This window comes from Pedobacter insulae (assembly GCF_900113525.1).
In the GTDB taxonomy this organism is placed as follows: Bacteria; Bacteroidota; Bacteroidia; order Sphingobacteriales; family Sphingobacteriaceae; genus Pedobacter; species Pedobacter insulae.
Genome location: NZ_FOPP01000006.1, coordinates 213136 through 239922 on the forward strand (window position 1 = coordinate 213136; position 26787 = coordinate 239922).

Here is a 26787-nt window from a genome sequence, read left to right on the forward strand (position 1 = left end):
TTCTACATTAAATTATTGGATCCCGTTGAGGTCATCTCACATAATTCCCTAAGTTTTTCCGCATTTATAGGCTTACTGAGAAAGGTAAAAACATGCGGGTTTTGCAACGCCCGCTGTCTATCTTCGGGGTGCAGAGAAGATGATAACATAATAATGATACATTTTTTCCTTATTAGCTCTGGTAATTTCTCATACTCATCAAGGAAATCGAAGCCATTCATTTGAGGCATATTGATATCTAAAAAAATCAGATCAGGCAAGGCCTCAGGATTAGTTTTAAAACTCTCAAGCAATTCCAGTGCGTCCATAGCCGATTCTACAGTGATTATTTCATTTGAAAATTCGTACTTTTTCATCATCTTTTCAGCCATGTAGCGATCTATTTGAGCATCGTCTATAATCAATACTTTTCTATATTTCATAACTTTAGAGGTCATAGATTCTATTTCAATAGATTTGGTATTCTTAATTTAAATTCAGTCCCATTTCCAGGTATGGATGCCAAGTGAATGGTTCCCCCCAACTTATAAACAGCCTCTTTAACAATATACAGGCCTAGTCCCGAGCCAACTGATTTTTTGGACACCCGATAGAACATGTCGAAAATTCTTTCATGGAATTTCTCATCAATACCTATCCCATTGTCCTTAACAACAATGATCGCCTCGGACGCACAAATTTCAATAGTTACTGATACATAGGGAGTTTCTACATCCGGATTATAGTATCTTATAGCATTTGATATGAGGTTACTAAGGATAATATACAATCGGCTCCAATCGGAATGGAAACTGCTATTTTCAATGACATTAAATTTGATGGCTACCTTTCCATTCTCTCCGCTCATAAATTTAAGATTGCTGGCCGAATCAGTCAACATCTGGTTAAAGTCAATAATTTCGCTCTTGATATCTGAACGCGCATTTCTCGAATAGTCCAAGATGTCCAAGATGAATCCGTCCAGCTTTTTCACACTGTCTTTTATCATTGAGAGATTTTTGACCACATCACTTTGGTCAGTTTCTGCTTCCGTAAACTCTATAACACCCAGGATTGATGCGAGCGGCGCCCTCAGATCATGGGAAACGCTATACACAAAGCGGTCTAGTTCAGTATTGGTTTTCTTTAAATGCTTATTTGCAGAACTTAATGCTTCCTCGTATGTAATCCTTTCGCTCACGTCACGGAAATTGGTAATAAGTCCATTTACGGCAGGTTCATGCAAAAGGTTCTGGCTCACCCCTTCCAACCATATCCAGTCTCCTTCTTTCCTTCGGAACCTGGCGACAAACCTCGCGATGTTGCCTGGCTTTTCCAATATTTTCTCCCGCACCGCTATCAGCGCGCTTTGATCGTCGGAATGAAACAAAAACGGCATGTCCACGTAATGTAACTCCTCAGGGCTATATCCAGTGATACGTAACATGGAGTTTGATGCAAATAAAAGGTTTCTATCTAGGCTAGTGACAGCGATACCATCTGAGGAATTTTCAATCAGCGTCCGGAACTTTTGCTCGCTGGTTATTAAAGCTAGTTCCGCATCCTTTCGGGCAGTAATATCAGAACATACGCCATCAATACGTAGTAAATTCCCATCTTGATCTAGTGTAGGCGTTAGCGTGCCACCAAGCCAACGGATACTACCATCCTTATGGCGTATGCGGTATTCGTTCGTTACTACCTCTCCGCGTCTCATTATGGGGTCGCTTTGGTGAATAATGTGTTTGTCTTCCTCTAAAATCACGTCCATCCATAAGTAGTTGTCCTGGTAAAATTCATCAGCTGTATAACCATATACCTTTTCACAGGCCGGAGACATCTGCAGTAATCGATACTCCTGCATGTTTACCGAGTACAAAACTTCGTCTATTTTTTCGAAAAATATAGCCATCTCTCTATTTACCCTGTCTAACGCCTCGCTGGCTTCTTTGTTTTCGGTAATATCTTTCATCGCGCCGCATAGCTTCAAGGGCAGACCGGTATTGATGTCCCTTACAACCTCAGCGATGCTTCTTGTCACTATGATATGTCCGTTTGGTAAAATATGCCGCTGTTCTAGGTCATATTCTCTTCCCTCCTTTATAGAAATTTGTGCTGCTGCCATTACAACTTCTCTGTCATCAGGATGGACGGAGTTAATAAACGCAGTGAAAGAAGGAACGATTTCACCTGGCTCATAACCAAGGATTCGAAAAGTCTCTTCCGACCAATATTGTGGTGCGTCAGGATCATCAACAGATAAATCCAATTCCCAGCTTCCAATCTTTGCCATCTTTTGAGATAGCGCAAGGTGATATCTGTAATTTGGAACGTTTTCATAACCTTGACCACCAGAACTGCCACTATGTGAGGTAGATTGCATAGTTAGACTGAATTTGGGTAATTATGTTCAATTTAGTAAAAAAAATGATAAAGTGTTAACAATAGATTCCTTTGTTCGAAAGAACTTGATTGATAAAGGTTATTGAAACGACTTAGCAGCGAGGTCATTGCCATTTAAAGTGAGCGATTGCTCAAAAGAAGGAAAGCAGTAATCAGCACAGATGCTGATACTGGGCGCATTAAATTTTGTTCAGGTAATTGTCGACTTGCTTTTGAAGCTGCGCCTTAAATCCTTCATCCAGCTTTAATGCATTGGAATCAGCATTCACCAGTTTTCTTGCCATTTGATTAATTATAGCACTTTGCTTCATGAAAGTGACGCAAATCGAACATCCCGTCAAGTGTAATTTCAGTTCCATTTTTTCTCTTAACGTGATTTTGTAAATTTGCTGCTTTTCGATTAGAAAAGTCGCCTTCCGGCAATCGTAAGCTATTTTTGTTAAATCTGTTTTACTTAGCTCTTTCATCTCTTTCTAATTAAATCCAGTTTTTTTGAAGACAGGACCTCAGGCTCACCTTGCTTCTGTGAATAATTACCCAAAAATTCGATGAACTGATTTTGAGCTGCTTGCAAATCAGCTCGCTTCGCTCTTCATCAATGTGTTTCATAGAGAAGACGGATAGCCATAAGGCGGGAAGCTTATTCATACAGGCCTTCAATATCCTTTCAAATTCTTTATTTTCCAAAGCATCGTGTGTCTCGATCCCTAATTCTGCTGGTCTGTGCCGATCATTCCAGTGGCCATTATCCTGGTTAAAAAAGTCTTCATCCGGCACATTGATATCCGTATGAACGCCATGTGTATCGAACCCCGACGATCTGGAACGGTATACATCGATCAGCTTGTTTCTTAAGATTGAGGTAAGCCATGTTTTCTCAGAGCTTCTCCCTTCAAATTTTTCGCGGCGTTCCAGCGCCGCCAGAAAGGTATCCTGAACCAGATCTCTTGCCAGATTTTGATCTTTGATACGGGAAGCAGCATAGGAGTAAAGATAATCAGCGTACCTGCTCACCCAATGATGCGGGTCAATTGCCTTCTTATCAACAATATCAGATTCAGAATCTTTTTGTAGCATAGGTAAATTTAACGTTCTGTTTACTTTTCTTGTAAACCTTGTTTCCCAAAAGCGGTGAGTTGGTCTGCATTGAGATAACCTATCGCTCGACTTAGAATCTTTCCATTCATGTCAATGATTAAGAGCGTTGGATACTCTTCCACTCGCCATTTTGAAGCCAAGCCCGGTCCTTGTCCTCTTTCCATATCCACAGACAAATTAACAAAACTTTTATTGAAAAAATCTGCTGTCGGGCTGTGATTAAATGTCGTTTGCTTCAGTTGCTTACAGGGTCCGCACCAGCTCGCATAAGCATCAACAAACAGGTATTTACCTTCCGCCTTAGCTTTTTTTAAGGCAGTGACATAGTCATTTTTAATAAAGGCTATTGATCGGTTACCAACCACTGGATTGTGTTTAGGTAGCTCACTCATCTTGTCCGGGTACGAAAATGCGCTTAAGCACAGGAGCACTCCAAATAACAAGGACTGATATTTTATAATTTTTATCGTTTTAATATTCATTGACACTATCTTAAGCTTTTTCTATCTTACCATGTTACTTTTGCCAATTGCCTCAGATTTCTGACCTGAGTGCTGCTGCTGCTGCTGCCTTCATCAATGGCGCACTAAGCCTCTGGGTAATATCAGGATTAATATATTCGAAAAGGATGCGGCCCTTTCTGTTCAGGATAAACACCGAAGGGACAGGCAGCAACTTATCGACGTTTTTTCCTCCAGAAGTTCCCGGCAGAAATTTATCATAGCTTTTCGGCCCTTTGAATGCGATTCCAAAATCTTTTGCTACTTTCAGGTCTGCATCCGAAAGCAGTGTATAGCCAAGTTTTCCCTTATCCATGGTTTTACTTAAGTTTTCCGGACTATCCGTGCTAATAGCAATAAGTTGATAACCTAAATCTTTGAGTTCCTTTTCAATCTCCTGTAAGCCCGAAAGTTGTTTAGAGCAATACGGGCACCAGCCTCCACGATAAAACACCAGAATGGTTGGAGTCTGGGAAACCGACAGGTTCAAATCGAACATTTTCCCGCTTGATGTAGGCAACTTCACAACTGGGATTTGCTCTCCGGCTAGCAATGGGCTGATATCTTCAGCTTTCAAAGGCACCCCAGCAATCATCTTTATCGTATCATTGGGCTTCGATAACCCCTTTTCATTGGGCGGTAAAGGCTGTGCTACAACAATGGAATAGTCATTAAGCACAAAAAGGCCTAAAACCGGCAAAGCGAATAAAAATTTCCTGAAAACTGAGCGTCTGTTATAAGAGTTCTTCATACTGTTTTATGAGCTTAGTCGTAAATTACCTTAATTCCTTACAAAAATATTCACATTTCATGAAATCGGTTGGTGTAACATACGAAGGCAATCTTATCGGGAAATGTTCTTTGGAGCTTTTACTTCGAAATACAAAAGCGAAATCGAGCCAATGATTTGACTTTCCACCTCTCTGGTTCAAGATCTTTTCATTGCCATTATGGAGAATTTTTTTAACCAATAATTCGATAAAAATTACTGATTGAAACCGCTTGCACCGCGCTATTGTCAAAATTCATTTTAAAATAAAAAACCCCAGATTGCTCTGAGGTTTTTAAGTGGTATGGGCCGGGATCGAACCGGCGACACATGGATTTTCAGTCCATTGCTCTACCGACTGAGCTACCGTACCTACTTCCCGTTTGGGATTGCAAATGTAGTTTTTCTTTTTTTAATTACGAACATTTTTTAATTTTTCTTTTCTAAATCGTAGTCAAAGCCATAATTTCCGCTATAAATCAACCATTTACAATCAAAAATAAATGACTTCTATTCATATCCATTCTAAATTTTTAATTTTATGCATGCATAATAATAATTTTTAATGCTAAAACTTTTACCTTAGCCTAACCATTAACCCAGAACTATGGCTTCTCAAATTATATTTATCATACTTTGCCTTGCAGGTATTGCACTATTTAGCCTAAATGCGCGCAAAGTAATCCGTAACATTAAGTTAGGAAAACCTGAAAGTCGAAATGATCAACCCGCCAAAAGATGGCTTACCATGCTTAAAGTGGCTTTTGGTCAGACAAAAATGGCTGCCAGACCTATTCCATTCTTATTACATTTGGTGGTTTACCTTGGTTTTGTCATCATTAACATCGAGGTTTTAGAGATCATGATCGATGGTATTTTCGGTACTCATCGCGTATTTGCCGGACTCGGCGGCTTGTATAATTTCTTAATCGGTTCTTTCGAACTCTTAGCCTTAGGGGTATGGTTAGGTTGCGCCATTTTCTTAATCAGAAGAAACGTTTTAAAACTTAAACGCTTTAGTGGGGTAGAAATGAAATCCTGGCCAAAATCAGACGCCAACTACATTTTAATTACGGAAATACTTTTAATGACAGCCTTTTTATTAATGAATGCAGCTGATGCTAAGTTACAGGCACTCGGACAAGCGCATTACATTAATGCAGGCGCATTTCCAGTTAGCGCATGGCTACAAGGCTTATTGCCTGCAGACGCAGGTAGTTTGGTAATGATTGAAAGAATTTGTTGGTGGTTTCACATCGTAGGCATCTTTGCTTTTTTAAATTACCTACCCTACTCTAAACATTTCCATATCTTGTTTGCTTTTCCTAATACCTATTTCTCGAACCTAGAACCAAAAGGCGAATTTACCAATATGGCCAGTGTAACAAATGAGGTAAAGGCAATGCTTGATCCGGCTTTTGTTCCCTTAGAGGCAGCTCCAGGCAAATTTGGAGCTAAAGACATCAACGATCTGAGTTGGATTAATTTGATGAATGCCTACACCTGTACTGAATGCGGCAGGTGTACCTCTGTTTGTCCGGCTAATATAACAGGCAAATTACTGTCTCCCCGTAAAATTATGATGGATACACGCGATAGAATGGAAGAGGTTGGCAAGAACGTAGATAAACATGGTATTGATCACCAAGATGGCAAGGCATTATTAGATGATTATATTACCAGAGAAGAAATATGGGCATGCACAAGCTGCAATGCCTGTACAGAAGCTTGTCCAATTAATATTGATCCGTTGGCTATTATTGTAGAGCTCCGCAGATTTGCAATAATGGAAGAATCTAATGCTCCTTCAAGCATCAATGCTATGTTAGGTAATGTAGAGAACAATGGCGCTCCCTGGAAATATGCTCCTGCTGATAGATTTAATTGGGTAGAAGGGAGTTGATAGTTACTACATACTAATTACTAAATATTGAAAGAAAATGGAATTTAAAGTACCTACGATGGCCGAACTGATGGCTATGGGCGAAGAGCCAGAGATCTTGTTTTGGGTTGGTTGTGCAGGGAGTTACGATGAACGCGCACAAAAAATTACCCGTGACATCTGTAAAATCTTACATCATGTAGGTATTAAATACGCTGTTTTAGGCACCGAAGAGAGTTGTACTGGAGATCCCGCTAAGAGAGCAGGCAATGAATTTCTATTTCAGATGCAGGCTATGACGAATATCGAAGTGTTGAACGGATACAATATCAAAAAAATTGTAACAGGCTGTCCACATTGCTTTAATACCATAAAAAACGAATATCCAGGGTTGGGCGGTACGTATGAAGTGATTCATCATAGCCAACTTATACAAGACCTCATAAACGAGGGTAAACTTAAAGCCGAAGGCGGGGAAAGCTTTAAAGGTAAGAAAATTACTTTCCACGACCCTTGTTATTTAGGTAGAGGAAATAATGTTTACGAAGCACCTCGTAAGGCATTGGAAGTACTAGATGCGCAATTAGTAGAGATGAAACGTTGCAAAAGCAATGGGCTGTGCTGTGGAGCTGGTGGGGCACAAATGTTTAAAGAACCTGAAAGAGGAGATAAAGACATCAACATTGAACGAATTGAAGAAGCCCTAGCCACGCAGCCACAGGTAATTGCAGCCGGTTGTCCGTTTTGTATGACGATGCTAAGTGACGGCGTTAAGCTAAAGGACAAAGAACAGGAAATAAAAGTGTTGGATATTGCAGAGATTACTGCGCGTGCTAATGGACTTTAGGGATTTATTGGAAAATCCTTACTTCTTTGCTAACGCAATATTAACCTGTTTAAATTGATCAGCTAAGTTATTTAATATATACTGATCAACTTCTTTTAACGGAATTACCATTTTTGTGGCCATGGAGTCTATATCCCCTTTACGATCGTTATGTGTTTGAACAATCACATCATCACCATTGGTATATAAATGTAGTTCTCCACGCCTATCGTTGCCGTAATACTCGATCGACTTAAATCGTGATAAATTAAACGAAAAAAACTCCGTCTTTCCATTGGTGTAAACTTTCTTACACTTACAGAAACCAGTGTTAGTAACATTAAACTCATAGCGCTTTAAAGCATTCCCATCACTTGTGGAATCATAATATTTCGTTAAAGTGTTTTGAATGCTTTCCTCAGTACCTTGGAACCCGACACAGATTAAAAAAACTAAACAAATGGAAAAGAAAACCGACTTTTTTAAGGATAGTGTAAACTTTTGCATGATTTACAATTTTAAGTAAATGTAAATTAAATAAATTGATAAATTTGAATATGATTTTTTCTCCACAATCTAAAATTTGGATCTATCAAAGCAATCGTGCCTTTACCGCTAACGAGGTGATAGAAATCCAGCAAAAACTGGATGAATTTACTGCGCAATGGACGGCTCATGGGCATCAATTAAAAGCCAAAGCCGAGATCCGCTATAACTTTTTCATTGTTTTAATTGTAGATCAAGAATCGGCGAATGCCACAGGTTGTTCTATCGATTCATCGGTAAGGGTGATCAAAGAAATCGAACAAACCTATAATGTGGATTTATTTGACCGGTTTAATGTGGCCTACAAAATTAACGATGAAGTTTATGTAAATTCAAAAGAAGACTTTGAAACCCTAATTAGCATTAAAAATGTTACTTCAGAAACGATCGTATTCAATAACCTGGTTCAAACCTTAGCAGAATACGAGACTAAATGGGAAGTACCATTGGTTCAAAGTTGGCATAATATGATATTCGCTGAACAATTGAATAGTTAGTTTGTTTGTTATCCAAACAACTAACCATGAAACGCTGGCTCAAAATCTCCCTTAAAATACTGGCTATATTTTTTACTTTGGTTGTAGTAGTGTGGCTTTGTGCTGCCTACTATATTAATCATAATAATAAAGCTATCCTAAATACGATCCTTAAGCAACTTAATGCCAACGTAAATGGAAAAATTGAAGTCGCAAAAATGGAGACTACCTTACTTAAAGGGTTCCCGGGAGTTTCAGTTTCCCTAAAAAAGGTCATATTAAGAGATAGTTTATGGCAACAACACCATAACGATTTATTAAATGCGAACGATATAGCCGTTTCACTAAACATCTTTTCACTCATTACGGGAAACGTCGCTATTAGCAAAATTGGCATTAACAATGCACGTATTTACCTTTATACAGATAGCACTGGTTATAGCAACACGAGTATGTTTGCACGTAAGACCAAAGCTCCAGTGAACAAAAAAGATCAGCAAGCTTTTGAAATAAAACGGATAGACTTTAACAAGGTTGATCTTATTGTAGATAATCGCAGAAGGTTTAAACTTTTCAATTTTTTAGTGGATGAATTAAAAGGCAAAATAGATTATCCTGATTCTGGCTGGAATGGTAGCCTTAAGGTAAAAACCAAAATCAAAAGTTTTGCCTTCAACACCAAAAAAGGTAGCTTTTTGGAAGGAAAAACATTAACAGGAACTTTAGTGACCCACTATAATAATGCTCGAAAAGAAATAACTATTGAGCAGAAGAAGCTCAATATTGGTGGCGATGAATTTCTAATTGGGGCAAAAATTAGCCTGGCAAAAAATGAATCAGCCTTCGCTATAGATGTACGGGCCGACAAAATCTTATACCAGAACATTGCCTTGCTCCTTTCACCAAACATCTCAACTAAACTTTTAAAGTTTGTAATCGACAAACCCATTTCAGTTGTTGGCCACATTATCGATGATGGCACTAAAGCCAATAGGGATCCCCTAATTGACGTACGAATACAGGTAAAAGATAATGGGATAACCATTCCGTCGGGACGGTTAACAAAATGTAGTTTTACTGGTACATTTACCAACAGAGATACGGTAGATAAACCAATAGGCGACCGCAACTCCGCTATCCGGTTCTTCGCATTGAGGGGCGATTACTATAATGCCCCGTTAAAAATTGACACATTTGCAGTTACTAATTTGGAAAGGCCTATTGCTGCAGGTTTCATAACCTCAGAATTCCCATTAGCAAAGCTAAACAGTTCTTTTGGCGGAGAAACCTTTAATTTTAAGAATGGAACAGCCGATGTAAGGCTTTACTGTAAAACAGATATTGATAATTTTAGATTTACCAAACCAGTGCTTTCCGGTAACATCGTGATAAAAGAGGCTGATATTACCTATATACCTCGGAATATGAATTTAGTAAACAGTAACCTAACGTTAAATTTTAACCATAAAGACTTAAACATCACTAATAGTAGATTTCAGCTTGGAAAAAGCATCCTGAACATGAACTGTTCCATTGCCAACTTCCTGAATTTCTATTATACAGACCCAGAAAAGATAGTGGTCGACCTTAATCTAAGCAGTCCCACTTTATCATTGAGCGAATTCATGTCCTTTTTAGGGCCGAGAAAAACAACGGTTAAAAAGCCGGCAATAAAAAACGCTCCTAAAGAAGTTTCTGATCAATTAGCAGCCGTTCTAGAAGCATCGAAAGTAAATATTAAGCTCAACGTTAATAAAGCCATCTACAAACGATTTACGGCAAATAATTTAAACGCTAATGTTTCAATGATAGGGAACGGAATCTATTTCAATAAAATTAACATCAGCCATGCGGGTGGAAACTTAAACTTAACCGGAAACATTAAGCAATCGGGTTCAGTTAATAAATTTGTTCTCAATGCAATTATTAGGCGGGTAAATGTTAAAGAGTTTTTCTATGCCTTTGAAAACTTCGGACAAACCTCTATTACCAGTCAAAACCTAAGAGGCTATTTATCGGCTAAAGTAAACACAACAGGCAGCATTACCGATAAAGGAAACATAGTTTCGCGGGCAATGTATGGCCAGGTAATATTCAATCTCAACAATGCAGCGTTGATAGGTTTTGAGCCACTTCAAAAAGTTCAGAAATTCGCATTTCCTAACAGAGATTTTTCTAACATTATCATCAACAATTTAGACGGCACGATGACCTTAAATGGAGATAGAATAGCCATTAGTCCGATGCAAATTAACACCAGTGTGTTAAACTTTAACATGAAAGGTATTTATGGTTTGAGTGATGGCACAGATATCGCATTAGATGTTCCGCTACGAAACCCAAAGAAGAACGAGGGAATAACAGACAAAGAAGAGCTTAAACTTGCCAGGATGAAGGGTATTGTACTCCATCTTAGAGCAATTGACGATGGCAAAGGAGGTATAAAAGTAAGATGGAATAGAAATAGAGACTAAAAATCCAACGGCCCCAATCTTCTCATATTTTTCATAATAAGATATTGTCTGTGATAAATATAGCTTGTTGCTTTCTTAGGGGTCCAGCGTCTTGGATTTGGAAAGCAGGCTACAATTAAAGATGCTTCAGCGCGCGAAAGATTTTTGCATGATTTACCATAATAAGCCAGTGCTGCGGCCTCGGCACCGTAAATTCCATCGCCCATTTCAATTACATTCAGGTAAACTTCTAAAATGCGCTCCTTACTCCACAGCAATTCTATTAACAAGGTAAAATAAGCTTCGAAGCCTTTTCGGATGTAAGACCTTCCTGGCCATAAAAAAACATTCTTCGCTGTTTGTTGAGAAATGGTGCTCCCACCCTTTACTTTTTTACCTTTCGCATTACTTTGATAGGCTTTTTCTATGGCTTTGATATCAAAACCGATATGCTTTAAAAACAATTGATCTTCGGCAGCAACTGCAGCCCGTTTCATATTATCAGCAATATCCTCAAACTTTACCCATTTTTTCTCAATTTTTCCTTTCTTATCATCAGCCTTACGCTCCCAATTTCGTTTTACCATTAATAAGGTTATTGGCGGATTAATGAAGCGGTAAGCTAACACCCAAATTACGCTCACCAGTATAAACCACAGGATAACCTTTCCGGTAATAATGCTAATGCGCTTAAATAAGAGTTGCTTTTGCTGGGTGGGCTTCGCTTTTCTTTTTGTCATGATGGCAAAGGTATATAAAGTTTGTAACTTTACTTTATGACAGCAAACAGTTTCCATTCTATTGCTTCGCATAAAAGGGTTAGGTATTTAGCCCTAGTTTTTGCTCTTTTCATTGCTTTTACGGTATTTCAAGATTTTTTGGAGTCCCATATTAATGGCTATTCATTTTTCCTTTCAGAATCATTGCTGTTCAAAACATTTTGGCTACTCTTTCTCCCAATCTTATTATTCCAACATTATTTAATGGAGGATTTACTTTCTTGGCAAAATAAAATCTTAACTGGCTTAATTTCTATTTTAACGCCGACAATACTGCATTTAGCACTATTCCCCTTGTGCATCTGGTTGCTTTCAAAGTCATTTTTCGATCATACCTATTATTACAGCAGAACATTTGGCTATACTATAGCTGAAGATTTTTATAAGTATATAGCTATATATAGTCTGGGAGCATTTGTCAATTATTATCTTCAAAATTTAAGGTCCCAGTCTAAACAACCATCTAATGAGCTGCCCAAAAAATTGACTTTCAATACAGGGAAAAAGTATGTAACCATTTCGGTGGACGAAATCATTTATATTAAAACATCAGCGCCATATATTCTCGTGCATATTGATGGGGGTCAATATCTTCATAATGAAACCTTAAAGTCTTTTGGCAAAAAATTAGCAAACAAGCAGTTCATCAGGGTGCATAAATCTACGATCATCAACCTACAAAAGGTTATTTCCTATAAATCTAGGTCGAACGGTGATTACGATATATCATTAATCGATGGTACGATAGTAAGATTAAGTAGAAATTATAGTGCTGAGTTTAAAGCCTATTTTAGCATTAACACAGCTTAGCATAAAATTCACACGGGTTAACCTATTGAATTTGCGCTGCTCATTATTTTATTCAAGGTTTGAAGAAATTTAATTCTTATGAACCTAAATAAACTTACCCTTTTTCGCTTATTCATTTATGTTGCTTTCTTGAACTCGTGCAGCGGTCAGCACAAAAATACCACGAACACAAGACCTGATAGTCCTGAAAGAAAAGTAGTCGGCGGCTTTTGTGATGGCTGTGAACTCATGTACATCGGCATACCCCAAAATATTACCTCGATAGATACAAGTAGTGGTTGGAAGGAGTATGGGCAACAATTAATGGTTACTGGAAAAGTATTAAAATTAGATGGCAAGACACCAGCAAAAAACGTAATTCTATACTATTGGCAAACCGACACCAAGGGGTACTACTCTCCTCGTAAAGATGTGCCAGAAAAGGCCTCACGTCACGGACATGTTCGGGGTTGGGTAAAAACAAATGCAGATGGAAAATATACTATTTACACGAACAGGCCAACTGCCTATCCCGACGGATCGGAACCTGCCCATATTCATATTTCAATTAAGGAGCCCAATATTGCCACTGCGTATTACATCGACGATTTGGTATTTGATGATGATATAATATTATTGAAAAAAATGAGAAACACTAAACCAAAGAACAGGGGCGGAAGCGGTATACTCAGAGTTTTACAACAAGGCAGCTTACAAATTGCCGAACATAATATTATATTAGGGTTAAACATCCCAAACTATCCAAGCGAAAAGCCAAATCTATCTGGTTTAGCAATTGGAGAAGATAGCCCCTCTTTTATGCCCTTTCACGCATGGGGGCCTGACAAAGGTTCTACAACCTGCCCAGTTTGTAAATATGGTCGCTATCATGGATTACTTTATTTTGTAGGAAATTTACCTAACTGGGAGGAAATAAAGAAATGGTTGCGTTTTTTAGAGCAGGAAAGCTTAAGTCGAAAACAATATTTAAAGGTTTATTTTATCTACGGAAACGAACTACACTATCATAAGGCGACCGTGCAGGCGATGCTTGAAAAAATAGGTAAAGAGCTTGGGCTAACCCAGCTTGCGCTCACTTTTGTACCATCATTTGCTGATACTAAAAGTGAAGCTCACCTTAACAAGATTAATCCCGATGTATCGAATACCTTTGTTATGTATAAGCATAGAAAAATTGTAGCAAAATTCGTTGATTTGAAGCCAAATCAGCACAATTTTGAACTGATCTCACGTACCTTAAACGCAACGAAAGGAAATTATTTTAACCTTTTCGAGCTGCCGAATCATTAGTATGCACGAATTTAAGTGCAGTTAATTTAAAATTTTATCTATTTTGGTATAAATAATATCCCAATGCTGAGAAACATATCCTATTTACTTGCAATTACTGTTTTAATGTTTTGTGTAGCGGCCGCGTTACCCGAAGACCCAAATAAGCCTCAATGGAAACCTTTATTTAACGGCAAGGATATAAAAGATTGGAATGTCAAAATTCATCACCACGACTATAATGTAAATTTCGGTAATACATTTAGGGTGGAAGACGGTCTGATTAAAGTGAGGTATGATCAGTATGATGACTTTAATGATCAGTTCGGGCATTTATACTACAAAACTCCATTTTCTTACTACCACCTTAAACTGGAATACCGGTTTGTTGGCAAATTACAAAAAGGAGCACCAGATTATACTTTACTTAATAGCGGGGTGATGTTCCACTCGCAAGACCCTAAAACAATGCCGAAAGAGCAAGATTGGCCTATTTCTATTGAAATGCAATTTTTAGCTGGTCTAGGTGATGGCAAACCGAGACCAACGGGCAATATGTGCTCACCGGGTACTCACGTTGTTTATCAAGGCAAAATTGCCGCTACTCACTGCATCAACTCTATTTCCAAAACCTATGAGGGCGACCAGTGGGTAAAAGCGGAACTGATCGTATTAGGAGATTCGCTCATCACACACATTATTAATGGTGATACCGTATTAAAGTATTCGAAACCTCAAATTGGCGGTGATATTGCCAACAGGTATGACCCTAAGATTAAAATAGATGGTAAAATGCTAAAAAGTGGTTTTATCGCACTACAGAGTGAAGGGCAGCCAATAGATTTTAAAAATATAGAGATCAAAGATTTAACTCCAAATAAAAAGTAAGTGGCAAAGTTAAGTGACAAAGAACAAGTAAATGAATATATAACCAAGCTGGGTAGTCCTCTTAAAGAATCGATTGAATATTTGAGGCAGTTCATTTTACAAGTCGATCCGGAAATTGGTGAACAAATTAAATGGAATAATCCAAGTTTTTATTATTCGGGAGAGATGAAAGCTTTTGATCCCAAAGAATATAAACGGGATATGATTGTTTTCAACTTACACAAAGGGAAGATTATGCTTGTCTTTCCCTCTGGTGCGAAGGTGAATGACACTAGCGGTTTATTGGATGGAAAGTTTACAGATGAAAGAAAGATTGTTGTTTTTACCGATCTGGAGGATATAAAAGCAAAAGAAAAAGATTTGCAGCAGGTAATTAAGACTTGGTTAAGATTGCTTCGTACCTCGCAATGACGGGATTACCTCGCAATGATAGATTAGTTCGCAATGATAGATTAGCTCGTAACAACGAACGTCCATAAAAAAGCCGTTCTTGAAATTCAAGAACGGCTAGTATTTATCATCAGACCCTTCACTTGAGCGTTGGGTGACAAGTTTTTGATATTATTCTGCTACAACTTCGAAAGGAACCTTAACTTTCACTTCTTTGTGCAAGTTTAAGTTAGCTACGTATTCGCCAACCATTTTAGGTTCTGTTTCGAAAGTAATACGACGACGATCTACCTCAAAACCTTTAGCTTTTAATGCATCAGCGATCATAATTGTATTTACAGCACCAAAGATTTTTCCAGTTTCGCCAGCTTTAGCACCAATGCTTAATTTCACATCAGTTAAACGCTCAGCAATACCTTCAGCATCTTTCTTAATTTTATCTTGTTTAAAAGCAGCTTGCTTTAAATTTTCTGCCAATACTTTTTTAGCAGATGGTGTAGCCAATTGTCCAAATCCTTGAGGAATTAGATAATTACGACCGTAACCTGGTTTTACTGTAACGATATCATCTTTCTCACCTAGTGATTTGATATCTTGCTTTAAAATAATTTCCATTTCTCTGCGCTTATTTTAATTGGTCAGTTACGAAAGGTAATAAACCGATATGACGAGCACGTTTAACAGCTTGAGCTATTTTACGTTGAAACTTTAATGAAGTACCAGTTAAACGACGAGGTAAAATTTTACCTTGATCATTGATGAATTTCAATAAGAAGTTTGCGTCTTTATAATCGATATATTTAATACCATTTTTTCTAAAACGACAATATTTTTTTCTGTTATCGTCCACTTTTGGAGCGGTAACATATTGTATTTGATCCTTTGCCATTATGCTCCAGCCTCCTCTTTCTTAGGTTTTTTGTTGAAAGCTCCACTACGTTTTTTCTCGCTATAAGCAATCGCATGACGATCTAATCTTACAGTTAAGAAACGTAAAACACGCTCATCACGTTTTAACGCTAATTCAAACTTGTTAATAAATTCCCCGTCAGATTTATACTCTGTAAGGTGGAAAAATCCGCTTGCTTTTTTTTCAATCGGATACGCTAATTTTCTCAGACCCCAATTGTCTTCTGCGACAATTTCGGCTCCGCTATCAGTAATAATGCTTTTGAATTTAGCTAATGCCTCTTTCGCAACATCTTCTGATAACAATGGGGTAAGAACGATAACAGTTTCGTACTGATTCATCTTTGTTATTTAATTGTTGTTTAATATTTTAATTCCGTCACTAAAACGGGTTGCAAATGTAGTGATATATTTTTAAAAATCAAAGTGTTAATGAGCCTGCCCATTTGATCATAAAAAAGGTTGACCATTCATTCGGTCAACCTCTATCCTATCTATATAGAACCTATGTAATAATTAATAGAGACGAATTGTCTCGATATACTCTTGATCTTTATGCTTAACAACAAAAGTAAGTTCTCTTGCATTAGTATTAGTCACATCAAATTTATGAATAGATTTCGCCTGTAAAAACTCCTTTTTGAATAGTTCATCATTGTACTCATTTAAAACAACGATATCTACCGCGCCTTCAATTGGCGTTTTTAAATCTAAAATCAACATGCCTTTTTCCCTAACAATAACCGGTTTAAAGAACGTTTTAATAGTTGGGCTAGACAAAATAGCTTTACCGTTTTCGATTAGAATTTGGTAAGAAGTTAACTTCAACGCAGATTCTAATTTAAGTGTATAATTTCCATCAGGAAAAGCATTTAAATTATATACTTTCTTTTCTGCCTTTGTAGTATGGATGTTTTGCTCATAAACAATTTCATCATCTTGAGCCACAATAGATAATTTGATGTTTTGTGCTTCATTAACCAAGAAAACAATTGATTTTTCGTCCTCGTTGTTAGTTTTAACTACAAACGAATCTTCATTTGCAATAGCTCCTAAAGAGGTAAATAATGCTGTCGCTAGGAAACCGATTTTTAAGAAATTTTTCATATGTGCCTGGATTTAAAGAGTTAATAAATAGTAATACCCAAAAATACGGGTGATTTAAAGTCTATTTTTATTGAATATTTGCTAATTTATATGCTATATTAACCCTGAAAAAGATAATACACATTAAATAGGCTAAAAAAGCATAAATATTTTGTATTTTTATGGCAATGAAGAAAATTAAACCTAGCTTCGAAATCGTCGAACCCTCTTTCGGAAGCTCCTTTTACTATTCAAAATATATCGAAAATGCTAATAACAAAGCGCATGTTTGGCATTATCACCCCGAAATTGAAATTGTTTTTGTAAATGGTGGTGCTGGAAAACGACAAATTGGTAGCCACATTTCTTATTATACAGATGGGGATCTAATATTAATCGGCAGCAATTTACCCCATTGTGGGTTTACTGATAGTAATACCGGGAATAAAAATGAAACAGTTATTCAACTGAAAGCTGATTTTTTAGGAAAAAGCTTTTTTCAACTTCAAGAAACAAAGTCGATTTTTGAACTGTTCGACAAGGCAAAAGGCGGCATTGCATTTGGCAGTAAAATAAAAGCTGCAGTAGGTTACCGGATTGAACTGATGGAGGAACAGCAACCTTTTGAAAGACTTTTAACCCTATTGAGCATTTTAAAAGAGTTAGAAGGATCTGATGATTATATCACCTTAAATGCTGCTGGCTTTTCTATGGAAATGCAACTTCAGGATAACGATCGGATTAATATGATTTTTAATTATGTGAAAGATCATTTTGCTGAAGAAATTAGTCTGGAGCACATTGCAGAAATGTCGAGTATGACAGTCCCTTCTTTTTGCAGATACTTTAAAAAGATTACCAAAAAAACATTTACCCGATTTGTAAATGAGTACAGGGTGGTACACGCTTCAAAACTATTGGCAGAAAAACCAACCAGCATCGCTAATATTAGCTACGAAAGTGGTTTTAAAAACTTCAGCCACTTTAATAAACTATTTAAAGAATTTACTGGCAAAAGCGCTTCACAATATCGAAAAGAACTCAAGTCTGTTATAAAATAGCCATACAACTTTTCAACATTCCAATTTTCCAACCTTACAACAATTAAAATTTTCCTATTTTCGCTGCGATGGAAAACTTTATCGTTTCGGCACGTAAATATCGTCCGGCTACATTTGAAACTGTAGTTGGTCAACAGCATATTACCGGCACGTTAAAAAACGCCATCAAGAACAATCAATTAGCCCAAGCTTTTTTATTTTGTGGCCCCAGAGGAGTAGGCAAAACTACTTGTGCACGTATTTTGGCTAAAACCATTAATTGTACTGCGCTTACGGCCGACATGGAAGCTTGTAGTACTTGCGAATCATGCATCTCATTTCAAACGGGTCACTCTTTTAATTTCCATGAGCTTGATGCGGCTTCTAATAATTCAGTAGACGATATCAGGAGTTTAATTGAACAGGTACGTATCCCGCCTCAAGCAGGAAAATATAAGATTTATATTATTGATGAGGTTCACATGCTTTCGGCAAATGCTTTTAATGCTTTTTTAAAAACTTTAGAAGAACCGCCTAGTTATGCCATCTTTATTTTAGCCACTACGGAGAAACATAAAATTTTGCCAACTATTTTATCCCGTTGTCAGATTTTTGATTTCAATAGAATTCAAGTCGAGGACATTGCTGGGCATTTAAATAAAATTGCCATTCGCGAAAGTATTAGTGTTGAAACAGATGGCTTACATATCATTGCGCAAAAAGCAGATGGTGGTTTGCGCGATGCACTTTCTATGTTTGATCAGATTGTAAGTTATACCAACAAAAATTTAACTTATAAATCAGTAATTGATAACCTTAATATTTTAGATTATGATTATTATTTCAAACTGGTAGATTATTTAGCAAGTGGAGATGTGAGCCAATCTTTATTATTGTTTAACGAAATACTAAACAATGGTTTTGATGGAAATAACTTTATCAATGGGCTAGCCAGTCACCTCAGAAACTTATTAGTAGGCAAGGATCCGCAAACCATTGAGTTGCTTGAAGTAAGCGAGAATATTAAGCAAAAATATCTTGCACAAAGTAAACAGTCCGATCTCGGTTTTATATTAACCGCTTTAAGCCTGGCAAATCAATGTGATTTAATTTATAAGAACAGCAAAAATCAACGCTTACAGGTAGAGTTGTCGCTCATTAAAATGTGCCACATCCATTCCGTTATTCAACTGGCACAATCACCTTCGTCCACTCTAAAAGCAACTGACACAGATCAGGATAAAAAAAAAACTTTAGTTAATAAAGTTGAGACCAAAGAAGCCGAGCCTGAAGGGCGAAAACCTGAAACCGCAACAATTGACGACTTAAAGGATTTCCTTGCCAAAGAGGATTTACAAGATCTTCCAGACCACTTAAACGTTGAGCTTCCTATCGAAGTTCCTACCCCTCGACCAAAGCCACAACTGCCTACCAGCAGATCGATTAAAATACAGCCCTTGGGTGCACACACAGGAGCTTCCCTAATTCCGTCCTTAACTGATTTGGAAAGAGTGGCGAATGGCGAAGAAGAAAAAGGTCCCCAATACCTAAATGGGGACGAAAAGCAAGATTTCACCACCGAGCAGTTTTTGGAGCTTTGGAAAGCATATACCCAAAAAGCTAAGGATCAAGATAAAATCCATCTTTTTACATTAATGAATAACGATCCGTTGATCAATGGAACCGAAATTACTGTATTGGTAGAAAACTTAGCTTTAGAAAGCACCCTTCAGGATGAGAAAATCGAGCTGTTAAATTTCTTACGCTCTGCACTCCGCAATTTTGATTTACAAATTGTTTCCAGAAGAGCCGAAAACACCCAGAAAAAACGCATTTACACCAATAAAGATAAGTATACCTATATGGTTGATAAGAATCCTCAGTTAGAAGAAATGAGGCGCCGCTTTAACTTGGATATCAACCCGTAGGTAGATCGTTCTTAGGATAGCCCTCTTCATCAAGATCATCTCTATAATCTTCTTCAGTTCTTCCTAAAATTTCATCTTCAGGACTTACCATTACGCTATCTCCATCATCATCGATATGCATCCCCAACTCATCAAGTTTATCTTTTGCTTTCTCCACATCTGATGCGTATTCGTCCCCTACATACGGATTAGCTTCATCATAAGTTGAATCATCATCCACAGATCCTGTAGCAACAGTTTCATAAGGCATGGGGTGATCGTAATCCTTATCGTTGCCTTTTACATCGAGCTCGTAGCTTTGTTTTTCTTTATCGAATGATAAATCATTAAAATCTTTTGTCTCACCTAAATCGGTAGGGTGCAATTTATCGTTAGACGGATTGTGGTTTGATGTTGTATCCATGATAATTAAATTTAGGAAATTTATATGGGAACAACAGGAATAATAGAATAATTGTTTTAGACAAAAAGCCCATCTGTAACCCAGATGGGCTTAAAAAACATAAAAACTTGTTACAGCGCTGCTAAAGCAGTATTAAATGTTTCACTAGGGCGCATCGCCTGATAAGCTAACTCATCATTGGGACGATAATAACCACCAATATTTTGCGGCTTACCTTGAGCTCCTATTAACTCCGCAGCAATTTTACTTTCATGCTCAGCAAGTGCTTTCGCTAATGGCGTAAACCTGGCTTGTAAATCGGCATCTTTCGATTGCGCAGCTAAAGCTTCAGCCCAATAAAAAGCTAAATAAAAATGTGAGCCCCTATTATCAATCTGTCCAACTTTACGTGCTGGCGATTTATCATTGGCTAAAAACTTCTCTGTAGCAACATCCAAAGTTTCAGCTAACACCAACGCTTTCTCGTTATGTTGAGTTTGCCCTAAATGCTCTAACGAAGCGCCCAAAGCTAAGAACTCACCTAATGAATCCCATCGCAAATAGCCTTCTTGAATAAATTGTTCAATATGTTTGGGTGCCGAACCTCCAGCTCCAGTTTCAAATAAACCACCGCCATTCATTAATGGCACAATCGATAACATTTTGGCCGACGTACCCAGCTCTAAAATCGGGAATAAATCTGTTAAATAATCACGCAATACGTTGCCAGTAACCGAAATAGTATCTAGGCCTTTGCGGATGCGCTCCAATGTAAATTTGGTGGCTTCAACGGGCGCTAGGATACGGATATCCAAACCATTGGTGTCAAAATCAGTCAGATAAGTTTTCACTTTAGCAATAATCTCACGGTCATGTGCTCTGTTTTCATCCAACCAAAAAACCGCAGGTGTAGCTGATAAACGTGCTCTGTTAACCGCTAGTTTTACCCAATCTTGGATAGGTGCATCTTTAGTTTGGCACATTCTAAAAATATCGCCCTTTTCTACCTGTTGATCAAAGTAAACTTTACCAGCTGCATCTGTTACACGGATTGTTCCCATTGCTTTAGCCTGAAAAGTTTTATCGTGAGAACCATATTCTTCGGCCTTTTGCGCCATTAGACCTACATTTGGAACTGAGCCCATTGTGGTTACATCAAATGCTCCATTGGTTTTACAATCGTTAATTGTTGCTGTATAAACACCTGCATAACAACGATCTGGAATTAAAGCGATTGTATCTTGCGCTTTCCCCTCTTTGTTCCACATTTGGCCCGAAGTACGGATCATGGCAGGCATTGAAGCATCAACAATTACATCTGAAGGAACATGTAAGTTGGTAATACCTTTATCAGAATTTACCATTGCCAAGGCCGGGCCGTTTGCTATCGCCGCAGCTAATGCCGCTTCAACTTCTGCTTGTTGCGGGTGTCCAGTAATTTTCGCATAAACATCACCTAAACCATTGCTTGTATCAACATTAAGTTCTTTAAATAGCTCAGCATATTTAGTGAATACCTCAGCAAAATAAACCTCTACAATTGCACCAAAAATAATGGGATCGGAAACCTTCATCATGGTTGCTTTTAAATGCGCCGACAATAATACACCTGCTTCTTTAGCTTCGGTAATTGCTTTAGCAACAAATGCTTTTAGTGCCGAAAGGCTCATTGCCGAGCAATCGATTACTTCACCTGCCTTTAAATTAGCTAAGCCTTTTAATTCAGTTATTGCGCCATTAGCATCAACAAATTCTATTTTAAACTGTGAAGCTACGTTAATTGTTACCGATTTCTCAGAACCATAAAAATCGCCCTCCGTCATACTTGCAACCCTGGTTTTCGAGTCTGCCGACCAGGCTCCCATTGAATGTGGGTTAACTTTTGCATAATTTTTAACCGCTTTAGGTGCTCTACGATCAGAATTACCTTCACGTAAAACCGGGTTAACTGCAGAACCTAATACTTTACCGTATTTAGCTTTAATGCCTTTTTCCTCTTCCGTTTGTGCATTTTCAGGATAATTTGGCAATGCATATCCTTGTGATTGCAATTCGGTAATAGCTCCTATCAACTGAGGGATTGATGCAGATATATTTGGGAGTTTAATGATATTGGCCTCTGGTGTGGTAGCGAGCTGACCAAGTTCAGTCAAGGCATCTCCTATTTTTTGATCGTCTTTTAAATATTCTGGAAAGTTCGCTAAAATCCTTCCTGCCAACGAAATATCTCTGGTTTCTACATCAATTCCGGCTGAAGCTGTAAAAGCTTGAACGATAGGTAGTAGTGAATATGTAGCCAACATTGGCGCCTCATCTGTTTTGGTGTAGATTATTTTCGAAGTATTGGACATAATTTATTGTGTTTCTTAAAATTCTCTAAAGATAAAAGAAACCAATGAATTTAAAGCCATTGATTTGTATTTTCGCCAAGAAATCGGCTTAAAAAAGAACCTTATGATATCAAGCGAACACCTGATTTTAAAACCGCTCTCTCATGATCAGTTAATCATGTATATTAAAAATGATAATTCATTAGAGACGGCACTAAAATTAAATCCTAGTCGAAAAATTATTTCTCCAGAATTAAGGGAGGCACTTGAAGAAACCATTTTGCCCAATGTTGCCGACCCGTTAAAAAATCATTTATTTTCTACTTTGTGGGGCATTATCTTAAAAATAGAAAATAAAATGATAGGGGATATTTGTTTTGTAGGGGAACCTGACAATCAAGGAGAGGTAGAAATTGGGTATGGGACCTATGAAGATTTCCGGGGAAAAGGATATATGACCGAAGCAGTTGCATGCCTTATTCAATGGACAAAAACACAAAATAACGTGAAGTCTATATTTGCACAAACAGCGAAAGACAATCCAGCATCTTATAGTATACTGGTAAAAAATAACTTTGAAAAAGTAGGTGAAGATGATAATTTGTTTAATTGGAGATTAATACTGCGATAAATCTATAAACAACTTAGCTAAATTTCTGTTTATTAGCTAAATTTACGATATGAAAACTCATTTTTTTAGGCTATCACTGCTATCTGCAACATTGTTATTTGGTACTAGTGCTTGCGGCCAGACTACCCCTGCAAAAACGGTTAAAACCGGTGCCGGAAAAACGATTACCTTACCAGAGGCAGATACCAAAGCTAGCAAAATAAATTTCAGTAAAGTAGTGGCCTGGCCAGAGGGAAAAACACCTACTGCTCCTCCAGGCTTTACGGTTACTAAGTTTGCGGAAGGGATGAAAAGTCCCAGAAATATTGTAATTGCACCAAATGGCGATGTTATTGTGGTGTTGTCTAATTCGCAAAGAACTAAAATTGAGCAGGCTTCAAATATTATTACTGGAAAAGCGCAATCTGAGGTACAAGGCAAAAGTGTAAACACAGTAATGTTATTCAGAGACGCTAATAAGGATGGAAAACCTGAAGTTGTATCAACATTTTTAACCGGTTTAAACCAACCTTATGGTGCAGCATTTATAGATAATTCATTTTATGTTGCCAATACAGATGGCGTATGGAAATATCCTTATAAAGCGGGCGACACACAAATTACCGGCGAAGGGCAAAAGATTTTAGACTTGCCTGCTGGGGGATACAATAACCATTGGACCAGGAACTTGATTGTGAACCCTGCTAAAACCAAAATTTATGTTTCAGTAGGTTCAGGAAGTAATGTGGCAGAAAAAGGATTAGAAAACGAAATAAGAAGAGCGAATATCATAGAATTTAACCCAGATGGTTCTGGCGAAAGAATTTATGGCAGTGGGTTACGCAATCCTGTGGGTATGGCCTGGGCTCCGGGCACAAATGTGCTGTGGACAGCAGTTAATGAACGAGATGGCTTAGGCGACGACCTTGTTCCCGATTATATTACCAGTGTAAAACCAGGTGCCTTTTATGGCTGGCCTTTTTCTTATTTTGGGCAAAATGAAGACCCTAGATTAAAAGGCCAGAATCCCGAATTAGTGGCAAAAGCTATTGTACCAGATATTCCTGTGGGTGCCCATACTGCTTCGTTGGGACTAGCTTTTTACACGGATAAAAAATTCCCTGCCAAATATCAAGGCGGTGCATTTATTGGTCAACATGGTTCTTGGAACCGTTCAGAGCTTGTTGGGTACAAAGTAGCCTTTATCCCTTTTAAAAACGGCAAACCAACAGGGCCACTTGAAGACTTTTTAACTGGCTTTGTGATAAATGATAAGGAAGTTTACGGTAAGCCTGTTGGAGTAGCAGTAGCACAAGATGGCGCATTACTTGTGGCCGATGACGTTAGCGGCATTATTTGGAGAGTTGCTGCCAAATGATTTTAAAATCGAGTTTAACCTTCTTATTTTCCCTATCACTTTTCGGCTGTTTTGCCCAAAGTAATGCAGATACGGTAAAAAAATTAAATGAGATCACAGTCAAAGGCTATTATAATCGCCAGCCTTTATTAAGAGCCGTTAGTGCCGTTAGTTTAATCGACTCCGCTCAATTTAATAATCAAAATTCAGCCTCTTTCGTCGGCCTGGCCAATTCAATCGCCGGTGTAAGGATGGAAGAACGATCGCCAGGCAGCTACCGGTTCTCTATCCGGGGAAGTTTATTGCGCTCGCCATTTGGCGTTAGGAACATAAAAGTTTACGTAGATGACTTTCCGCTAACGGATGCCGGTGGTAACACTTATCTAAATTTACTCGATGTAAAAAGCGTGGCTGCGATGGAAGTATACAAAGGCCCCGAAGCAAGTATTTTTGGAGCAAATACTGGTGGGGCAGTATTGATCAATACAACAGCGCTCGATAAAAACACCATCGAACTAGGCGCGTTTTTAGGCTCGTATGGTTTATTTAAGCAACATGCAAGTATAACCCACACTTACAAAAACTACCGTTTCAACTTGATTCAAGGTTACCAAAAAAGCGACGGTTATCGGGTAAATAGTGCGCTTAAAAGAAATTTTATCCAAACTACACAACTTTGGGATTATGCGCCAAAAGCTCAACTCAAAGCCCTGCTTTTTATGAGCGATCTATCTTATCAAACGCCCGGCGGTTTAACAGGTGCCCAATTGTTGCAAGATCCAAAAATGGCGAGACCGGCCACTCCTACTTTACCAGGCGCAGTTACTCAAAAAGCTGCCATCTATAATCAAACTATTTTTGGTGGCCTATCCCATTCATATGCATTTAATGCTAATCTTAAGCATGTGATTGCAATCTTTGGGTCTTCTACTGATTTTAAAAACCCTTTCATTACCAATTACGAAGAACGATATGAATATAATCTGGGCTCAAGAACCTTTCTGGATCTTTCATTCAACAGAACAAATTTAAGAGTAAGCACACAAGTTGGTTTAGAAGCCGCCTCTTCGGGCAGTGAGATTAACAATTTTAACAATAATAGTGGGAGTGCTGGTTTGTTACAGGCCAAAGACGATTTAACGGCAAATCAAACCTTTGCCTTTTTAAAGCTCGATCTTGATCTCCATCAACGCTTATTAATAGAATTGGGTGCCAGTTTAAACTTTTATAATTATCGCTATCAAAGCTATTTCCCCACTGCTTTGGCGCGAAAGCAGGAAAAGTTCACCAATCAGCTCATGCCTAAAATAGCTTTATCTTATTTGATAAATTCCATATTATCTGTAAGAAGTACAGTAAGTAAAGGCTATTCCCCTCCTACCATTGCCGAAGTAAGATCGTCAGACAATGTGATCAATACCAACTTACAAGCAGAATACGGTTGGAACTATGAGTTGGGCCTTAGGTTAAAGACATCGGATAACCGGATCTATGTTAATGTAAATGCATTTTCTTACCATTTAAAAGACGCCATTGTAAGAAGGTTAAATGAAAATGATACCGAATACTTTATCAATGCTGGCGGCACTAAACAAAAAGGTTTAGAAATTGAGGCTAGTGGATGGCTGGTTCCGCATCGGAAAGCGCACTTTTTGACCAGCTTACAACTGAGAAACAATTATACTTATAGCCATTTTAGGTTTCAAAACTTTACGAATGCCAATAACAATTATAACGGCCATAAGTTAACTGGCGTACCAGCACATACGGTGGCAAATAGTGCAGAATTTACATTTAATAAAGGCTTTTTTCTTTTTGCTCAACATAATTATGTTGCGGCTATCCCCCTAAATGACGCGAATACAGCAGAAGCCAAAGCTTATCATTTAACAGAGCTTAAAGCAGGGTTGAGAAATTTGGTGTTGGGAAAAGTTGAGGCGGAATTATTCTCTGGTGTAAATAACCTTTTTAATGCAACTTATAGTTTGGGCAATGATCTCAATGCGGTAGGTAGTCGATATTTTAACCCAGCAGCGAAAGTTAACTACTATTTTGGTTTCTTACTAAAATTCTGATT

27 protein-coding genes and 1 tRNA gene are annotated in these 26787 nt (G+C 37.9%); 13 read left to right on the forward strand and 15 right to left on the reverse strand.

Going from position 1 to position 26787, the window contains the following annotated elements; all coding sequences use genetic code 11:
- Positions 1-2: 2 nt before the first annotated feature.
- The 7 genes from BM207_RS11965 to BM207_RS11995 form a co-directional block, all read right to left on the reverse strand.
- On the reverse strand, positions 3-422 hold the full coding sequence (locus BM207_RS11965; protein WP_218155051.1) for a response regulator: 420 nt from the start codon (positions 420-422) through the stop codon (positions 3-5).
- Positions 423-442: 20 nt separating this feature from the next.
- The gene (locus tag BM207_RS11970) at positions 443-2362 is read right to left on the reverse strand and encodes a PAS domain-containing sensor histidine kinase (protein WP_090994284.1); all 1920 of its coding nucleotides are present in this window, start codon (positions 2360-2362) and stop codon (positions 443-445) included.
- A 199-nt stretch (positions 2363-2561) separates the two neighbouring features.
- Positions 2562-2849, reverse strand: coding sequence for a hypothetical protein (locus BM207_RS11975; RefSeq protein ID WP_090994285.1), 288 nt, complete (start codon positions 2847-2849; stop codon positions 2562-2564).
- Between the two features lie 10 nt (positions 2850-2859).
- Positions 2860-3396: a sigma-70 family RNA polymerase sigma factor gene (locus BM207_RS11980; RefSeq protein ID WP_245768089.1), complete on the reverse strand. Its 537-nt coding sequence runs from the start codon at positions 3394-3396 to the stop codon at positions 2860-2862.
- 83 nt (positions 3397-3479) lie between these two features.
- The gene (locus tag BM207_RS11985) at positions 3480-3962 is read right to left on the reverse strand and encodes a thioredoxin family protein (RefSeq protein ID WP_090994288.1); all 483 of its coding nucleotides are present in this window, start codon (positions 3960-3962) and stop codon (positions 3480-3482) included.
- Positions 3963-4014: 52 nt separating this feature from the next.
- The gene (locus BM207_RS11990) at positions 4015-4731 is read right to left on the reverse strand and encodes a peroxiredoxin-like family protein (RefSeq protein WP_245768090.1); all 717 of its coding nucleotides are present in this window, start codon (positions 4729-4731) and stop codon (positions 4015-4017) included.
- Positions 4732-5049: 318 nt separating this feature from the next.
- A tRNA-Phe gene (locus BM207_RS11995) sits at positions 5050-5122 on the reverse strand.
- A gap of 234 nt (positions 5123-5356) precedes the next feature.
- Between BM207_RS11995 and BM207_RS12000 the strand changes: the two genes are divergently transcribed.
- Both BM207_RS12000 and BM207_RS12005 read left to right on the forward strand, forming a co-directional pair.
- The gene (locus tag BM207_RS12000; RefSeq protein ID WP_090994289.1) at positions 5357-6652 is read left to right on the forward strand and encodes a 4Fe-4S dicluster domain-containing protein; all 1296 of its coding nucleotides are present in this window, start codon (positions 5357-5359) and stop codon (positions 6650-6652) included.
- 37 nt (positions 6653-6689) lie between these two features.
- Positions 6690-7478: a (Fe-S)-binding protein gene (locus BM207_RS12005; RefSeq protein WP_090994290.1), complete on the forward strand. Its 789-nt coding sequence runs from the start codon at positions 6690-6692 to the stop codon at positions 7476-7478.
- A gap of 18 nt (positions 7479-7496) precedes the next feature.
- Here BM207_RS12005 and BM207_RS12010 read toward each other — a convergent pair whose 3' ends face one another.
- Entirely contained in the window at positions 7497-7964 is a 468-nt protein-coding gene (locus BM207_RS12010) for a hypothetical protein (protein WP_090994293.1), read from the reverse strand.
- A gap of 50 nt (positions 7965-8014) precedes the next feature.
- Here BM207_RS12010 and BM207_RS12015 point away from each other — a divergent pair, with 50 nt between their 5' ends.
- Positions 8015-8500 (forward strand): ABC transporter ATPase, encoded by a 486-nt coding sequence (locus tag BM207_RS12015; protein ID WP_090994294.1) that lies wholly within the window; start codon positions 8015-8017, stop codon positions 8498-8500.
- Positions 8501-8526: 26 nt separating this feature from the next.
- The gene (locus BM207_RS12020) at positions 8527-10953 is read left to right on the forward strand and encodes an AsmA family protein (RefSeq protein ID WP_090994296.1); all 2427 of its coding nucleotides are present in this window, start codon (positions 8527-8529) and stop codon (positions 10951-10953) included.
- On the opposite strand, the gene mtgA is transcribed toward BM207_RS12020, so the two are convergent.
- Positions 10950-11672 (reverse strand): monofunctional biosynthetic peptidoglycan transglycosylase, encoded by a 723-nt coding sequence (gene mtgA, locus BM207_RS12025; RefSeq protein ID WP_090994439.1) that lies wholly within the window; start codon positions 11670-11672, stop codon positions 10950-10952. The genes BM207_RS12020 and mtgA overlap by 4 nt on opposite strands.
- A gap of 36 nt (positions 11673-11708) precedes the next feature.
- Between mtgA and BM207_RS12030 the strand changes: the two genes are divergently transcribed.
- The 4 genes from BM207_RS12030 to BM207_RS12045 all read left to right on the forward strand — a co-directional run bounded on the left by BM207_RS12030 (position 11709) and on the right by BM207_RS12045 (position 15089).
- Complete coding sequence (locus BM207_RS12030) at positions 11709-12521, forward strand: LytR/AlgR family response regulator transcription factor (protein ID WP_090994298.1); 813 nt, start codon at positions 11709-11711, stop codon at positions 12519-12521.
- Positions 12522-12599: 78 nt separating this feature from the next.
- Positions 12600-13811: a dioxygenase family protein gene (locus tag BM207_RS12035; protein ID WP_090994300.1), complete on the forward strand. Its 1212-nt coding sequence runs from the start codon at positions 12600-12602 to the stop codon at positions 13809-13811.
- A 63-nt stretch (positions 13812-13874) separates the two neighbouring features.
- Positions 13875-14678, forward strand: coding sequence for a 3-keto-disaccharide hydrolase (locus BM207_RS12040; RefSeq protein WP_090994302.1), 804 nt, complete (start codon positions 13875-13877; stop codon positions 14676-14678).
- Positions 14679-15089 (forward strand): DUF1801 domain-containing protein, encoded by a 411-nt coding sequence (locus tag BM207_RS12045; protein ID WP_090994304.1) that lies wholly within the window; start codon positions 14679-14681, stop codon positions 15087-15089. It abuts the gene before it with no gap.
- A 150-nt stretch (positions 15090-15239) separates the two neighbouring features.
- Here BM207_RS12045 and rplI read toward each other — a convergent pair whose 3' ends face one another.
- The 4 genes from rplI to BM207_RS12065 form a co-directional block, all read right to left on the reverse strand.
- Positions 15240-15683 (reverse strand): 50S ribosomal protein L9, encoded by a 444-nt coding sequence (gene rplI, locus BM207_RS12050; RefSeq protein ID WP_090994306.1) that lies wholly within the window; start codon positions 15681-15683, stop codon positions 15240-15242.
- 10 nt (positions 15684-15693) lie between these two features.
- Entirely contained in the window at positions 15694-15957 is a 264-nt protein-coding gene (gene rpsR, locus BM207_RS12055) for a 30S ribosomal protein S18 (protein WP_090994309.1), read from the reverse strand.
- The gene (rpsF, locus tag BM207_RS12060; protein WP_090994310.1) at positions 15957-16319 is read right to left on the reverse strand and encodes a 30S ribosomal protein S6; all 363 of its coding nucleotides are present in this window, start codon (positions 16317-16319) and stop codon (positions 15957-15959) included. Before rpsF ends, rpsR begins: the two co-directional genes overlap by 1 nt.
- A 174-nt stretch (positions 16320-16493) precedes the next feature.
- Positions 16494-17084, reverse strand: coding sequence for a DUF3244 domain-containing protein (locus BM207_RS12065; protein ID WP_090994312.1), 591 nt, complete (start codon positions 17082-17084; stop codon positions 16494-16496).
- A 167-nt stretch (positions 17085-17251) separates the two neighbouring features.
- On the opposite strand from BM207_RS12065, the gene BM207_RS12070 reads away from it, so the two are divergent.
- Both BM207_RS12070 and BM207_RS12075 read left to right on the forward strand, forming a co-directional pair.
- Positions 17252-18124 (forward strand): AraC family transcriptional regulator, encoded by an 873-nt coding sequence (locus BM207_RS12070; RefSeq protein ID WP_090994440.1) that lies wholly within the window; start codon positions 17252-17254, stop codon positions 18122-18124.
- 68 nt (positions 18125-18192) lie between these two features.
- The gene (locus BM207_RS12075) at positions 18193-20031 is read left to right on the forward strand and encodes a DNA polymerase III subunit gamma/tau (RefSeq protein WP_090994313.1); all 1839 of its coding nucleotides are present in this window, start codon (positions 18193-18195) and stop codon (positions 20029-20031) included.
- On the opposite strand, the gene BM207_RS12080 is transcribed toward BM207_RS12075, so the two are convergent.
- Positions 20021-20434 (reverse strand): hypothetical protein, encoded by a 414-nt coding sequence (locus BM207_RS12080; protein ID WP_090994315.1) that lies wholly within the window; start codon positions 20432-20434, stop codon positions 20021-20023. The genes BM207_RS12075 and BM207_RS12080 overlap by 11 nt on opposite strands.
- A 110-nt stretch (positions 20435-20544) precedes the next feature.
- Positions 20545-22764 (reverse strand): NADP-dependent isocitrate dehydrogenase, encoded by a 2220-nt coding sequence (locus BM207_RS12085; protein ID WP_090994316.1) that lies wholly within the window; start codon positions 22762-22764, stop codon positions 20545-20547.
- A gap of 103 nt (positions 22765-22867) precedes the next feature.
- On the opposite strand from BM207_RS12085, the gene BM207_RS12090 reads away from it, so the two are divergent.
- Genes BM207_RS12090 through BM207_RS12100 form a run of 3 tightly spaced genes read left to right on the forward strand, consistent with a single transcriptional unit; the run spans position 22868 to position 26785 of the window.
- Positions 22868-23374: a GNAT family N-acetyltransferase gene (locus BM207_RS12090; RefSeq protein ID WP_090994442.1), complete on the forward strand. Its 507-nt coding sequence runs from the start codon at positions 22868-22870 to the stop codon at positions 23372-23374.
- Positions 23375-23423: 49 nt separating this feature from the next.
- Positions 23424-24731 carry a PQQ-dependent sugar dehydrogenase gene (locus tag BM207_RS12095; protein ID WP_090994318.1) on the forward strand — a complete coding sequence of 436 codons (1308 nt, stop codon included), beginning with the start codon at positions 23424-23426 and terminating at the stop codon, positions 24729-24731.
- Positions 24728-26785, forward strand: a complete 2058-nt coding sequence (locus tag BM207_RS12100) for a TonB-dependent receptor (RefSeq protein WP_090994319.1) — start codon at positions 24728-24730, stop codon at positions 26783-26785. The genes BM207_RS12095 and BM207_RS12100 overlap by 4 nt, the downstream gene beginning before the upstream one ends.
- Positions 26786-26787 lie beyond the last annotated feature (2 nt).